We start from the raw sequence: 14,691 nt of genomic DNA on the forward strand, positions 1-14,691 counted from the left end.
TTAATAAATTCTAATAGGATATTTTAGTATGTTTGATTTGCAGGATAAGATTGCACTGGTAACTGGTGGTTCCCGTGGTATTGGGCGGGCGATAGCTATTCGTCTGGCTGAGCAGGGTGCAGATGTAGTTGTTAACTATGTTCGTCATAAAAAAGATGCAAGGGATACAGCAGATGCTGTTGAAAAGCTGGGACGTAAATGTTTGTTAATTAAAGCTAATGTAGCTAGCGGTGATGATGTGACGAACATGTTTAACACTATAAAGGATGAGTTTGGGCGTCTCGATATTCTTGTGAGCAACGCTGCATCCGGTGTTTTGAAACCAGCTCTCGAGTTAACTGAACGTCACTGGGACTGGGCTATGGACATTAATGCAAGAGCCCTTCTTAAGCTTGTTCAAGGGGCGCTTCCTCTTATGAAAAGTGGCAGCAGGGTTATGGCGGTTTCAAGTCTTGGATCTGTTCGTGCCATTGAAAATTACACAACAGTTGGTGCATCAAAAGCCGCTCTTGAGTCGCTGGTTCGTCATCTGGCTGTGGAACTTGGTCCTAAAAATATAAATGTGAACACCATTAGTGCAGGTGCTGTTGATACCGATGCCCTTAAACATTTTCCAAACCGGGATCAGATCTTAACAACCGCAATGGAGCGCACTCCATTGGGGCGTTTGACCACCCCTGCCGATGTTGCCGATATCGCACTTTTTCTTTGTAGTGAACTCGCTACGATGATTCAGGGACAGGTCATTACTGTGGATGGAGGGTATGCAATTAGAGGGTAACGATCTGTAGTGTAAAAAATGGTACCTGATATTGCGTTGTGAATATCTGGGTAAAATGTGAAAAGGGTGTACATCAGATTGTCTGATATACGCCCTTTTTTTATCCGCTGAGGCGACGAATACCTTTTTTACATATGATAACTACGATGATTGCCGAAACAGTAGTCCCTGTGGTGAGCCAGATAATAATGGAAAATATTTCGGGAAGAGGAACGCTTGCGGGGGTGATAATTCCTTTTTTCAGAAGTCTGTATGTCGGTAGAAGGCCTGCTCCAAGGAAAAGTAATTGATATAACATGGCTGAAAGTAAAAAGAGGATGGCACCAGGGCCCATGGAGGCGACACGGTTTTCTGCCTTGAAATCTGCATAGAGTGATCCAAACCCGAGAGCCATTCCAAGTACCGTCCAGGTCATAATGAGAGCAGTAATAACTGAGATCCACTCAAGGGGGCCTGATATCTGAAGCAGATGATTGGAGGCTATGATAAGCAGGAGGGTGAGAAGAGTGAATGGACCAACATAAAAGAGAAATTTAATGGAAAGAAATTTTTTTAGTGTGAGAGGTCCACTGGTTATAAGATAAAAAGCCCCCTTTTCAGAACCGATTGAAGGGTAAACAAACCTGGTGGCAAGGGATGCGGCCAGAAAACCTGTGAGACCAATATTGGCAAAGCCTATCAGGTTGCTGATATACACTGTAGGTATTGGAGAGCGGTCAAGTGGCAGGACTTTAAAGTTATACAGATAGACGACTATAAGGGCTGCAATCATGAAAAATTGCGACCATTCTGCAGAGTCTCTAGTGAAGTGTCGTAATTCTTTCCTGAAAAACCATGCAGTTTGTCCCTGGAACATCGTTGGTGGTTTAAAGTGATGACCGCCTGCAAATGATTCCTGTGATTTTGAGTAACCCGATAGAAACAGCCGATCCATAGCAAATTCTCCAGCAAAAAATAATACAAGAGGAGTGGTTGTGAGTAGACCTGTGAGCAGCCAGTCAATCTGACGATCCAACAGATAGGTTGAAAGTAACTTTGCCCCCCAGGCCGCTGGTAACCATGGCCCTACCGGCCTGGATATGGCACTGAAATACTCTATAAACTGTCCATATTGTTCAGGGTTGACAAGTTCTTCAGGCCGAATCATTCGAAAGACCAGATACAGGAATACACCAAAGAGCAGCGAGAGATAAAAAATAATATCCTTGGTTCTTCTGGCCGGAAAAAGAAAGACAATACTTATGGTTATGAGGCTGGCTATGCCAGTTCCGATAAGGGCAACGGACGGAACAGCAAAGAGGACCAGGGGCCAGAACATGAGGCCCGCGTCAAATATTTTGCCATAGGCTCCAAAAACTGGAAGGGAGAAAATCACTACCATCCACGAAGTGGAAAGGCTGGTTATGAAAAAGCGCAGTCTGAATATTTCTCTGTGTGGTCTAGGGGCAGCTAGAAAAATTTCATTATCTTCTGAGAGATAGATGGTTGAAACAGCAGTAATCATAGCTGAAAAAATGAGCATACTAAATAGCATGATCCACATCATCTGGAAAATTTTCAGGCTAAGTATCACACCAAGCTCATCTTGTGCATGGAAGTAACCAAGCACTTTAATGCTGCCAAGATAAATAAGAAAACAGACAGCAAGGGCCAACATCACAATTATGCTGGTTCTGCTGCTAGTTTTTTTATCGGCCCAGAACCTGTTTTTAGCAGTATAGAGCCAAGGCATAAAAAGGCGGAAGTTCATCGTATCCCTTTATCCCTGTTTGTCGGAGGATACAGGTGTGCTCACTGTCTTTGTTCGGAGGGCCTGTATGATGGATTGTAATTCCTGTGCCCCTGTCAGCTCAAGGAATATATCTTCAAGGTTATTGGTTGACTCTCCTCCTTGGCTTCGTAGCTGGTCCATAGTTCCGCTGGCTTTGATTTCGCCTTTGACAATGATACCAATACGGTCGCAGAGTTCTTCAGCAATTTCCATTGAATGGGTAGAGAGAAAGACGCTGATGCCAGATTTTGCTTTGGATTTGAAGAGTTCTTTTACGATACGGGCACTTTTAGGATCAAGGCCCACCATCGGTTCATCTACTACAATGAGTGGTTGGTTGAGCATGAAAATTGAGGTCATGATCAATTTTTGCCGCATTCCATGGGAATAACCCTCTATGAGGTGGTCCTGCCAGTCCTTGAGGTCAAAGAGATTGAGGTAATTTTTTGCTTCAGCCAGTGGATCGGTTGAGGTGCGATACAGACTGGCAATAAAGCTTAGATACTCCATTCCTGTTAATTTTTCATATAGATAGGGCCGGTCAGGTATATAACCTGTGTCCTGTTTGCAAGCAATTGGTTCTTCGTGGAGCAACCTGCCGTTTATTGTGATGTGGCCTTCGGTTGGCAGAAGAAGACCAGCGAGCATTTTAATCGTTGTGGTCTTACCGGCACCATTGGGACCAAGAAAACCAAATATTTCGCCCGGGTTGATTTCAAGGTTAAGATTATGGACTGCATTAAATCCACCAAAGGATTTTGTGAGGTTATGTATGCTAAGTAGGGGTATGTTTGTCATAATATGTGTGTTATTTATGGACTGTCTTCAGCGAGAGGTTCTATGACTAATTTACCAAGAAGGGCACCAATGCGCACCTGCTCCTGCATTTCACCAATAACCAGTCTAATGTGACTAAGGTCTGCTGGTTTCTGGTTTGTGGTGGTATCAATGCTCATCCAGCTGTTGTCTAAACAGACCTCGTTCCATGCGTGATAGTAGAATCCCTCTTTATGAGATGTGACCCCTGCAACGATACGTGTGGGGAGACCAGAGGCCCTGGCAAGGGCTGCAAAAAGTGCAGCATGTTCGTTACAATCCCCCCGCAGATTCTTGAGGGTGGTGAGCGCATCAGGCAGGCCTAGAACTGGTCTTTTTTCAATATTGTTGTGTACCCAGTCGGCAAGGACCTCTACCTTCTGATAGGTGTTGTTGGTTTCTGCTGTAAGGCTGCTGCTAAGACTCATGATCTCTTGATGGTTTACCTGAACATATGGTGTTGCTTGATAGTCTTCAGGGCTGGGAGTGCAGGACGGGTGGTTTTCTTTATTGTGGAGTTCGCTTGTCACAGTGAGTATACCATCTTGAAATTGCTGTCTGCCACCACTCAGATCCAGTATTGCGTCTTCCGGGAAGCTGAGACGATATTGCATTGTATCGTCACGTAGTGTGAGTGGGCCAATACGCTGCACCGCGACAGCGTTAAGGATGTCATCACTTGTTGATGATTGTTGCAGGGCTTTGAATTTTGGCTCTTTAATAAATATAAAGCCTGCTGGAGATTCCTGTTTCACAACTCTCCCGGAGTCGTTGAGCCACAAGTTAATTCTGGAACCTGAAAAAGACTCAATAAAATGATGGAGGTTCTGGATGCGACCTCTAATCTGAATAGCTTCTTTCCCCTTATACTCAATCACCGATTCCTTGCCTGTCAGAGAAAAAGGATCAAACCATGGGATTTTAACCTTATCGCCTGGTTGTATGTTTTCTTTGAGCAGATATGGGCGTCTGGCAGTAGTGAGAATTGGTGGCTGGGGAAGAGTAACGCTATCGGAGATTGTATTGTTTCCAGTATGAATGGTGTAACTAATAGAATTTCCTTCCACTGTTCCCGTTGCATTCATTTTATAAAATGGAGAATTAAAAGAAAAATTGAAAGACTTGAGCTGGGTTTTTTCTGTTAGGGTGGCCAGAAGGTTTAACTGTAAACCCTGTATTGACCCAGCCACATTGAGATTGAGTTGTGCTTTCTGGACAAGCTCTATGGTGTCATCAGGTTGTTTTGAGTATCGCTGCATCACATGGCCAATCTTTTCACGTTTAAAGTAAACTGATTGGTACTCTTCTGCTTCCGCAAGTTCTATGGTCGCAATTTCTCTTAAATCTACTGTTTCAAGGAAAACATCTCGTTTTAGCAGAAGAATAAAGAGAAGGCACCATACGAAAAGAATTGTAATTTTTACTATATTTGCCTTGCTGTAATAGTTTATACCCATGTATTTAAGTATATCCATTTGCAGACAATTGTGAATGGTAAAGGGCTTTTCATTTGTATAATGCCAGGTTGATATGATGAAATTACTGTAAAACTATAGTGTTACATCTAAGGACTGTTATGGAAATAGAAGCTTTGTTGTCGATTCTGTATTACAGTACTCAATTTTAAAGTGGTAAAATATGTATAACAGCAAACAATCAATTATTCTGGCCTCCGGGTCGCCAAGACGTAAAGAGTTTTTAGAAAACCTTGGCCTGTCATTTGATGTAGTTGTTGCCTCCATCAATGAAGCTGCTATGGAGCATGAATTGCCAGGGGATTTTGTCCTTAGGATGGCAAGAGAAAAAGCATCTTGTGTGGCAGGTCAGTTTCCGGAAAGCTGTGTTATCAGCGGTGATACTATTGTCTGTCTTGGTCAAACTATTCTTGGTAAGCCTCTTTCTACAGACCATGCTGTTGATCTCCTGCTTCAGCTGTCGGGGCGAGAGCATATTGTCCGAAGCGGCTTTTGTGTAATGCAGAAGAGTCGACAGGTTGTCAGGGTGCGTAGTGTTGAGACAAGGGTCACCTTTACTGAATTTTCTAAAGATGCTGCACGGGCTTATGTGGCAACAGGTGAGCCCATGGATAAGGCTGGTGCCTACGGCATACAGGGGGTAGGTGGAATGTTTGTTCGGAGTATTGAAGGCTCATATACTAACGTTGTAGGGTTGCCAGTGGCCGAACTTCTGGAGATTTTGGTAGAAGAAAAGATAATCGAAATTAGTGTCGAGTGAGCCGCTGCCCATCTATTGGTTGTAGTCGTTGTCCCTTCTGGAAGATTTGGCTTTAATTGAAGAATTGGAGCTGATATAATATGTGACTGTGTCTAAAATAGCCTACGTATGTATCGAGTAATTGTACTGGTCCCAGGACAAGACCATTAGTTTTTGATATTGCAAAAGAAATTTTTAATGAAAATATTTGATTTCTCTTACTAAAGGATTTGTAGCCAGAGATAAACCCGTATATAATCTTCATAGACTATATGTTGGGGAGTCGTTCTATGGTGCTTTTATCTTTTTCAGGTAATTACAAGGTTATCAATTCAGTTGCTTGTGAAGATTATTTTTTCAGAATTTTACCCGCTGCAAGCTGTCATGGAAGACAGGAAGACTCTGCTAATTTGTGTTTATTAAAGCTTGAGGCTGAAGAGAACGTATCACAACAGTACATTAAATGTTGTTACTATAACGGTGTCGGTTAATGAAGAGAAATGAGCTGCAGGTCAGAGGTGTTGAGGTTTTAAAATCCTTTAATAATGCTATTTCGACGAGTCGAATATATCCTCCTGAAGCACCACAGGTTACCGCCGCTGTGGATAGAGGCTATAAATCAATAAAGGAATATCTGCGACTCTATAAGGTGTTGAAATTTGACCTCATTGATGGCCAGCCACACCTCTGCGGTACACCATTACACCAGGACGTTCTCGACTCTTTCCCAAATCTGTATATATATAGGCAGCTCAAGGTTTTAGGGCTTGCCAGTCTCTCTGTTACGGCAGATATGGATCGTTTTACCTTTCACCAGCTATTGACTGTCTTTCAGGGGTCTGTTGCAAAAATTAAAGAACATGGCGGTGGGCTTGAATATGTTACAGGGCTTGGGCTGGCCAACTATTTTCCTGAAAGTGTATCAAGCAGTGATGGAGGAAAAGATGTCTCACGGGCCAAATCTCAAAAAGAGAGAAATATTCTAAAAGTTCGTCCTGAACTGGTTTTATGTCTTTTAGGTAAAGACAAGCGTCCGCTTGTGATAGAAGATTTAAAAAAACGCATCGGTGTGGTTGATAGTTCCGTTTCGATCCTGGCCGCAACCATCGCTCGAATTCTTCAAGGAATACGTCAGAAGAAAAAAATTATTGCTGCTGCGGAATTTCCTAAGATGTTTAGAACTGCAGAGACCTTGATAGACAAGGATCAGCTTCAGGTTGTTGCCACTCAGCTTGCTGAATTCCTTGCTGTTAATCTCAAAGATTCAGCACTCTGTGTTCTGTTTTGTCAGGATTTTCCCTCATCTTTGGGCAAGTCTGTCTACACCCAACTGGTAAGTGGTCTTTCGGGAAGCAGGACAGGGCGGATCATTGTCATTTTTCGCGAGCAGATTGCTCGGGTAAATCATAAGGGGGCAAAGTCCCCGGAGATGCAGTTACTTGGTAAGTCCTTATTGGCATTGATGAATAGTGAAAAAGGAAAAACCTTTCTCAGTGCTGAAAAGGCTAAGACTATTATTCATGAAGGGGAAAGAGAACGGATCAAAAAACGTCTTAACTCAGGTATTAGTGGGATTCTAGAGGGGGATTATAAGGTTCTCGAAAACGAAGAGTTCATTAAGGCATTGCCGGAAGGGATGCTTGAAATGTACAAAGGACCTAAGAGTGAATATGTTCCCAAGGTACTTAAAAAACTTATCATTTACCTGGGTAAAAGCCATGAGAAGGCGAGTGGAGACGTCCTGCATTGTCTTTTGAAGATTGGTGATGATTTTCTGGAAGCAAACCTCGTCAATCAGGTTGAAATACTCGTGGAACCGCTCATTTTGGTGGTTCAGAGATCAGCTCTTGGTAGTCAGGTTTTTGAAAAGATCATCACATTTTTGCAAAAAATGATGCGTGCCAGTTGGAAGGATGGCGAGAAGGAACTTGGTGATAAGATCCTTATGCTATTTTATCAGATGCGCTCAGGGCAGATTGAAAAAAGTGATACGTTGAAAGTAATTGTTGGTAAGGTTCAGGATAGAGGTATTGATCGTCCCAGTCTTCCACACTTTTTGACTGATTACCTGGAAAACCCAAAAGATGAAGCCTTAGGCTATCGTCTTGTTCTTCAGGGGCCTGTGGCAGTGAGTTTTTTGGTTGACGTTCTTATAGAGACAGAAGGGTCTTTCGATCGCCTTAAAATCATAGATCTTCTTAGCTACAACACGAGTTATCTCCCTTCTATTATACATGATCGCCTGCCAAATCATATGCCCTGGTATGGCAAACGTAATTTGATTAAACTTCTTGGGGAGGCTGGAGGAGCAGAGGATGCTGAGGCTGTTCTCGGATTTTTGAAGCATTCTGATTTTAGAGTACAGAGAGAAGCTTTTCTCTGTATGTATAAGATAGGTGGCCCCAGGCGAAAGAAATTGTTTCTTGAATCTCTTAATATAGCATCGGAGACGATATCGATTCAGATTGTTGAGGCATTTGCCTCTTTTTGTGACCAGGAAGTCGCTTCAAGACTTGCAATCCTTCTGGAGGAGTATACCAGCTTTTCAGAGAACACAAGAGAGCCGCTTCTTCTTGCTCTCTTTGACACCCTGGGGCGTTGCCCATGTGGTGTGTCTCTTCGAGCTGTCGAGAATTTTATTGCCACTAAGGGTGTGAAGAAATCTTCGAAAAATATTTCTAAAAAGGTCTGGGCAAGCGCAGATAAAGCCCTGCATTTTTTGAAAAACGATATGCAGGCCCTTAAAAAGAAGCATATGCAGGCAAGCCAATTACGTAAAGTTGCAATGAAGCAATTGGCCAGCAAGAAAAAGACTGCCGTTCACCAAAGGGTCATCACCGGTCTTCCCGAGGAACAGGCGATTCGTAATTATCTTTCTAAAGGTGAACAGCAAGAGGGCGTTCGATTACTGATGCTTTTAATAGAGCAGACCGCCCGAAAGAGAAATTTCCCCCAGGCAGAAATGCTTAAAGAGTGGCTTGCTGAAATCGACAAGACAGACGTCTCCAATACCTTAAGGGCCGGCGAAATCATAGCACGCGAAAAGATTGCCTCCATAGATAAAAGCCACCTTGAAGTTTGGAGCGACTTATATGACGCCCTGAGTAGTGAAGAATTCAGTGAGGTTTTTGAACATCTGGAGCATAGAAAATATGCAACAGAGAGCCCCATTGTCGAGCAGGGTGAGGAGCAAAATGCTCTGTTTTTTGTAAATAGTGGAGAGGTAAAAATTTACTACAGAGATGAGGGAGATGATTTTCTTATTACCACCATGGAGAGTGGAGAAATCTTTGGTGCAGATGCATTTTTCGAGCCTTCCATATGGACAATGTCTGTAGCAAGTGTTGGCGATTCTGATGTTTCCCTTCTTCCTGTGGATGTTCTACAGCAGTGGAACAAGGATTTTCCTGAACTGGAAGAAAAGCTCCTTAATTTCTGTGAACAGTTTGAACGTGTTGAATCTCTCATTATTAAAAGCAGTCGCGACAGAAGGCTCCACAAACGTCATCAGATTCAAAGTAAGGTCAAAATGACCCTTATTGATACCAGGGGGCGGAGCACCGGCATAAATGCAGAGGCTCAGTTCATCGATATTTCCCAGGGAGGGTTGGCCTGTACAATTGAGCTGGAACATAAAAGTAGCCTGCGACAGTTACTTGGGCGAACCGCAAGAATTGAACTGCCAACCGGTGACACCAGGGATACTCTACCGAGTGTGACAGGTACCATAGTTTCAGTTAAGACCTGTAAGGGGACACATAATGAATATTCAGTGCATTTAAAATTTGATGTTCTGCTTGAAACCCAGCAACTCTACGACATCATTCAACTATGTAGAATTGAACCCGCCTCTACACAGGAGATGTAGGTGAGTCCAATGGTGAGTGGTGTGGCCGGGGAGAAGATGGAACTGATGGATCCCGTAGAAGAGTTTTACAGAAAACATCTCTCTATTGCTTCTGACAATAAATCGGCACCCTGCCCATTTTGCAAAAGTAGAGGACAGGGGCCAGGTCGACTTGCCATTGTTTTGAATCCTGAAAGTTTTTTTTACGGATATTTTCGTTGCAGTAATTCCTGTATTCCAGGAGGTTTCCCTCTATGGTATGCAAAACAGGCATCTATCGATAGTTCAGGAGTGCCTGGTTATGATCCTGATCGTGAGAACCTAGGGGTTGTTCATGAATTTCCTGTGGAAAATATCAACGATGAAATCGCCCTATACCAGGATCGAATAGGTGATTCTCTTCTGGAGTATTTTCGTCAAAGAAGTGTATCAAAAACAGTTCTGAACCTGCTTAATATCGGCTTTAACGGTCGATATATTGTCTATCCGTATTTCCAGGAGGATGGCAACTGCTATAGTGCCAGATGTGTATATCCGGAAAAGAAGGAGGATTTCTTCTGGCAGGGTGATGAGTCCTATACAGAAGTCCCCTATACCCTTTTTAACCGCGCGGAGTTGGAGCACTGTGAACAGGGTACTCTCTTTATCTGCGAAGATGAGAACAGTTTACTCACCCTTAAGCAATTAGGTTTCCCTGCAGTTGCAGTACCCCACCATAGCCACCTGGACAAATTACCCATTGAACTGTTTGCTGGTATAAAAACTATCTTTGTCGCTGCGAGTAATAGCATCGAGTCTATTGGGAGCAGCTCTAGCTTTGCCTCGCGCTTTGGCTATAGGGCAAGGATCCTTCCATGGCCCGCAGCGACGCCAGCCCGATATAGTTTTGTTAATCTTGCAGAAGACAGTGGTAAGGATTACGGAAAACGTATCGGGGCAATGATAAGAGATTCCCGGTCGTTTTCGCCTTTTTCCTCTCCCAAAAGAGAATACCAACAATTTTTACAGGGGCTGAAAAGTCAGCAGGGGAGTAATTATAAAAATTTAGTTTCAGGTTTTCCTCTCCTTGATGATGCACTTGGTGGGATACACGGCATTAATATAATCGGTGGAGGTCCAAAAGTAGGTAAGTCAACCTTTACCATACAGGTTGCCTCTCAGATGGCACAGAGGAAAATACCAGTACTCTATTATGATTTTGAAAACGGTAGACAGAAAATTTACCAGCGTACTCTCAGTCGCCTCAGTAGACTCATAACAGATAACTTGCATCAGTCAGCAGGAGGGGGAGAAGAATCCTTTGAGCTGAAAACCGCAAAAGCTACGTTTGAACAGATGCTCTTTTACTGGCGAGTTATAAATGATAGAACAATTACGCCTGAATTGATGCGAAAACATATCGAGTTTATTCGTCATGAGACCCGCAGTGAATATACAGTTGTTGTGATCGACAGTCTCCATAAACTTCCCTTTAAGGAATTTTCAGAGCAGAGAACAGGTATTGATGCCTGGCTCAGACAGATGGAATCCATTCGGGACGAATTAAACGTCTCATTTCTTGTGATCTCAGAACTTTCAAGAGGTGCTGGAGATTCTTACGACAACACCCCACATTTAGGCGTTTTTAAGGGGTCGGGCGACATTGAATATAGTGCGGATAATGCGATGGTACTCTTTCCTGCAACTAAGGCATCCTCTACAGGTGAGCCCCATGAGAGAAATAACTGTCTCTGGCTGGTGGCAAGTAGAGAACATAGCCCCGGGCGAGTCGCAAATTATAATCTGGACTACCCCTTCTGGGGCTTTGTAGAGCAGCCAATTGGAGATGAGGTGTAATTACCCGCATCAACAGGGTTATTCTCCTGGTTGTATTGTCTGTAACCCTGAAGTTTTAAGCCATTCTGTAAAGGCGGTGTCGGATCTTTTCTCCCGCTCTTCCCCTCTGAATTTTTTCCTGATTTTTTTCTCCCATGGTGGAAATAGGCCAAAGTTTACGTTTGAGGGCTGAAACCTCTTAGGGTCACTTTCTGTGAGATGGCCTATAAGGGCACCTAATGCTGTGTCTTTTGGCGGTACAACAGGTTGCTTACCATTGACTATGCGTGCAGCGTTAATACCAGCCAGCTGGCCCATGGACGCAGATTCAATATAGCCTTCAACTCCAGAGAGTTGTCCTGCAAGCAGGAGGTCTGGGCGGGTCTTAAATTGTAAGGTCGGGTCAAGTATTTCTGGAGAGATGATAAAAGTGTTTCGATGGATTGAACCAAGTCGGGCAAACTCAACGTTTTCCATTCCCGGAATCATACTAAAAATTCTTTTTTGCTCACTGTAGGTGAGTTTTGTTTGGAAGCCCACCATGTTGTATGTTGTGCCTTCTTTGTTTTCTTTTCTCAATTGAATTGCCGCGTATGGATCTTCTCCAGTTCTAGGGTCTTCCAGTCCCACCGGTTTCATAGGACCAAAGCGCAGGGTGTCTTCACCACGGGAACATATTACTTCAACAGGAAGGCAGCCTTCGAAGTATTTTGGCTCTTCAAATTCTTTAAGAGGAACATAGTCCGCGTTATTGAGTTCTTCTATAAAGCGGAGATATGTCTCTTTATCCATGGGGCAGTTGAGGTAGTCACCCGGTCCATCTTCATAACGCGACTTTGAATATATAATATTCATATCCAGTGAATTGCTATAGACAATGGGTGCTATGGCATCGTAGAAGGCGAGGCGTTCTTTACCGGTAAATAGAGCGAGCGAATCCGCAAGCGCAGATGAGGTGAGTGGTCCGGTTGCAAGTATTATGGGACCATCGCCAGCTTCTGGTATCTCGGTAATTTCCTGGTGGATAATTTCCACAAGGGGATGTTCGTGTAGGATCTTTGTGATACGTGCTGCAAAGGCTTCACGGTTTACGGCTAAGGCCTTTCCGGCGGGGACTTCTGTAGCGTAGGCACTATCTATGATCAAAGAACCAAGCTCTCTCATCTCTTTTTTTAATAACCCCACAGCTGAAGTTGGGTCGTTAGAGCGAAAAGAGTTGGAGCAGACCAGTTCTGCAAGATCGTCGCTATGGTGGGCCGGGCTGTGCTGACCAGGCCTCATTTCAACTATACGGACCTTACAACCCCGTTGTATAAGTTGCCATGCGGCTTCGCATCCGGCAAGTCCGCCGCCTATTATCGTAGTAATTTTATCTGCCATTATAGTGAGTTGGTATTATGAAATGTATTTGAAATCAGCAGGTCATGATAAGTGGTAAAATACTTATCCTTGATAGGGCTGAAGTCATTGATGTAACTGGTGACGTAATCCAGCCAGGTTGGGGCTAAATTAAGCACAGCTTACTCTACGTCAATTGATTTTTCACGTAGAAGGAAAAAACAGAAAAGGCCTCCAACTTGAAGAAAGAGTAAGAGAGAAAAGCTCCACTGAAAGCCGACAACATGAAGTAAACTCGCAGTATCTGCGGTGAAGTAGTCAATAATGGCACCAACGATCCACTGGGTACAGAAGGCTGCGACAAATACCAGAAGATTGATTGTAGTGGTAACCCGTCCGGAAAGTTTCTGCGGAAAGGATTGAGCAAGAGCCGCATATGCGATAATACCTGTTGTGCCACTAAATCCGAAGATGACCCAGGTTGTAATTGCGAACTCTCGCGGCAAAACTATCAGGAGCAGTTGAGCGATCATAAAACATGACATCCCCGTAACAGCAGTCGTCGAGGTTGGAATGTTCTTTTTTCCAAGCCACTGTGTAAGCCAGCCCAAGCTGAGAAAGCCTGTGATCATGGCAAGAGCCACTAAAAACAGGATATCCGCTGTCTCTGCTCGTGTAAATTCCCCGACGTTTATAAGCCATGGTCCTGACCAGAGCCCCTGGAGGGAAAGGAAAGCTGCCTGGGATGCGGTAGTCAGAGGTGCCAGACACCAGAACGTGCGGCTGGTGCAGATAGTCCGAATACCTCTGATTTGTTGGGTAAGTGTATCCCGGGGAGCGTTACTCGTTTTTTCAGGGACTCCAAAGAATACAAAAGCAGCACAGAAAATTGTAAGAACAGCCAGTAGGACAAATAAGGTTCGCCAATCTGTAATGGTGAGGGCGTATTCAACAGGAGAGGTGGCCGCGAGTGCTCCAAGTCCGCCTGCAGCCATCTGAAATCCGTTCACCATGGGCCATTTAGATTTGTCAAACCAGAGCGTATATGATTTAAAAGCAGCCATGAGGCATGCAGAAACGCCAAAGCCTATAAATGCTCGACCTATCACAAGCCCTGTCAGTGTTGCTGCCTGACTGAAAATATAAGCGCCAAGGCCAGCAAAGAGTAAAAGTGTCGCTTCAACCTTGCGGGGTCCGTAACGATCAAGGAGTATCCCCAGGGGTAATTGGAAGGAGGCAAAGGTGATAAAATAGACGGCAGTAAGCAGTCCAAGGCTCGATGGGGTGAGGGATAGCTCATCGACAAGATATGGGGCAATTACAGCGTTGACGACGCGGTAAAGGTAGGAAAGAAAATATCCTGTGGCAAAGGGAATAAAGACCAGAAGCAATTGAACGACTTTGATCTCTTTTGTCTCTATCTCTTGATCAATCATTCTATCGAGGCTCAACGGTAACAGCAATTTTCTTCCTGCCCCACTGTAGGGCTTCACCATGGGAGTTAAAGTAGAGATCAATTCGTTTAGCGCCCTTAATGGCTCCACCACGATCTTCAACTACCCCCCAACCGTAACCGGGAACATACATCCGGGTACCAAAGGGATAATATGCGGTATCAGCGGCTATAGTTCCATCGTGGGGAAGTAAATACCATGGGAACAGAACAAGGCGAACAGGGATCATCCAGGGACGATAGATGGAATCCGTGGAAAAGAGTCCGGCTTCAGGTTCACGAGGCTTGGTTCCACTTGCGGTCAGTCCACTGTAGTGGCGTCCTTTTCCTGATCCGGCACTGACATACTTATTCCAGAAGTCGAGTTTGAGCCAACGCCAGCTACCCCGTTCCCAGCTGCAGCAGGAGGAACAGTTGCAGTATGCAGTTGTTTCAATGACAGTAGGAATCCGGGTTTTAGCACATCCTGTCTGTAATAGGAGAAGGGTCAGACCTACAAGCAGGCAACGCTTAGAAAAGCAGATTTTAATATGGTGGTACGCTGATGAGAGTTGATTGAATTGCATTATGAATTTGAGGTAGTTATGTATAAAACGAAGTATAAAAAAAGAATCTGATACTCATAAGTTACCATGTTTACCCGTAAACTGATAGTT

At 44.0% G+C, this 14,691-nt stretch carries 11 protein-coding genes; 5 read left to right on the forward strand and 6 right to left on the reverse strand.

Annotated elements, in window-relative coordinates:
- The first annotated feature begins 37 nt into the window (after positions 1 to 37).
- Positions 38 to 781 (forward strand): enoyl-[acyl-carrier-protein] reductase FabL, encoded by a 744-nt coding sequence (gene fabL, locus ACX6CI_RS04435; protein ID WP_458778434.1) that lies wholly within the window; start codon positions 38 to 40, stop codon positions 779 to 781.
- 100 nt (positions 782 to 881) lie between these two features.
- Here fabL and ACX6CI_RS04440 read toward each other — a convergent pair whose 3' ends face one another.
- Genes ACX6CI_RS04440 through ACX6CI_RS04450 form a run of 3 tightly spaced genes read right to left on the reverse strand, consistent with a single transcriptional unit; the run spans position 882 to position 4,843 of the window.
- On the reverse strand, positions 882 to 2,531 hold the full coding sequence (locus ACX6CI_RS04440) for a putative ABC transporter permease subunit (RefSeq protein WP_458776967.1): 1,650 nt from the start codon (positions 2,529 to 2,531) through the stop codon (positions 882 to 884).
- A 9-nt stretch (positions 2,532 to 2,540) separates the two neighbouring features.
- Complete coding sequence (locus ACX6CI_RS04445) at positions 2,541 to 3,350, reverse strand: ABC transporter ATP-binding protein (RefSeq protein ID WP_458776968.1); 810 nt, start codon at positions 3,348 to 3,350, stop codon at positions 2,541 to 2,543.
- Positions 3,351 to 3,364: 14 nt separating this feature from the next.
- A complete protein-coding gene (locus tag ACX6CI_RS04450) occupies positions 3,365 to 4,843 on the reverse strand; it encodes a transglutaminase-like domain-containing protein (RefSeq protein ID WP_458776969.1) in 1,479 nt (492 codons plus the stop codon).
- Between the two features lie 163 nt (positions 4,844 to 5,006).
- Between ACX6CI_RS04450 and ACX6CI_RS04455 the strand changes: the two genes are divergently transcribed.
- The 4 genes from ACX6CI_RS04455 to ACX6CI_RS04470 all read left to right on the forward strand — a co-directional run bounded on the left by ACX6CI_RS04455 (position 5,007) and on the right by ACX6CI_RS04470 (position 11,265).
- Positions 5,007 to 5,603: a Maf family protein gene (locus ACX6CI_RS04455; protein WP_458776970.1), complete on the forward strand. Its 597-nt coding sequence runs from the start codon at positions 5,007 to 5,009 to the stop codon at positions 5,601 to 5,603.
- Between the two features lie 269 nt (positions 5,604 to 5,872).
- Positions 5,873 to 6,073 (forward strand): hypothetical protein, encoded by a 201-nt coding sequence (locus ACX6CI_RS04460; protein ID WP_458776971.1) that lies wholly within the window; start codon positions 5,873 to 5,875, stop codon positions 6,071 to 6,073.
- Entirely contained in the window at positions 6,073 to 9,450 is a 3,378-nt protein-coding gene (locus ACX6CI_RS04465; RefSeq protein WP_458776972.1) for a cyclic nucleotide-binding domain-containing protein, read from the forward strand. The genes ACX6CI_RS04460 and ACX6CI_RS04465 overlap by 1 nt, the downstream gene beginning before the upstream one ends.
- Before the next feature lie 9 nt (positions 9,451 to 9,459).
- Entirely contained in the window at positions 9,460 to 11,265 is a 1,806-nt protein-coding gene (locus ACX6CI_RS04470; RefSeq protein WP_458778435.1) for a DnaB-like helicase C-terminal domain-containing protein, read from the forward strand.
- Between the two features lie 18 nt (positions 11,266 to 11,283).
- Here the strand turns inward: ACX6CI_RS04470 and trmFO are convergent, their stop codons facing one another.
- The 3 genes from trmFO to ACX6CI_RS04485 form a co-directional block, all read right to left on the reverse strand.
- Entirely contained in the window at positions 11,284 to 12,624 is a 1,341-nt protein-coding gene (trmFO, locus tag ACX6CI_RS04475) for a methylenetetrahydrofolate--tRNA-(uracil(54)-C(5))-methyltransferase (FADH(2)-oxidizing) TrmFO (protein ID WP_458776973.1), read from the reverse strand.
- Between the two features lie 140 nt (positions 12,625 to 12,764).
- The gene (locus tag ACX6CI_RS04480) at positions 12,765 to 14,018 is read right to left on the reverse strand and encodes an MFS transporter (protein ID WP_458776974.1); all 1,254 of its coding nucleotides are present in this window, start codon (positions 14,016 to 14,018) and stop codon (positions 12,765 to 12,767) included.
- Position 14,019: 1 nt separating this feature from the next.
- On the reverse strand, positions 14,020 to 14,601 hold the full coding sequence (locus ACX6CI_RS04485) for a 3D domain-containing protein (protein WP_458776975.1): 582 nt from the start codon (positions 14,599 to 14,601) through the stop codon (positions 14,020 to 14,022).
- Between the last annotated feature and the right edge of the window lie 90 nt (positions 14,602 to 14,691).

The organism is Desulforhopalus glucosivorans (assembly GCF_054397165.1).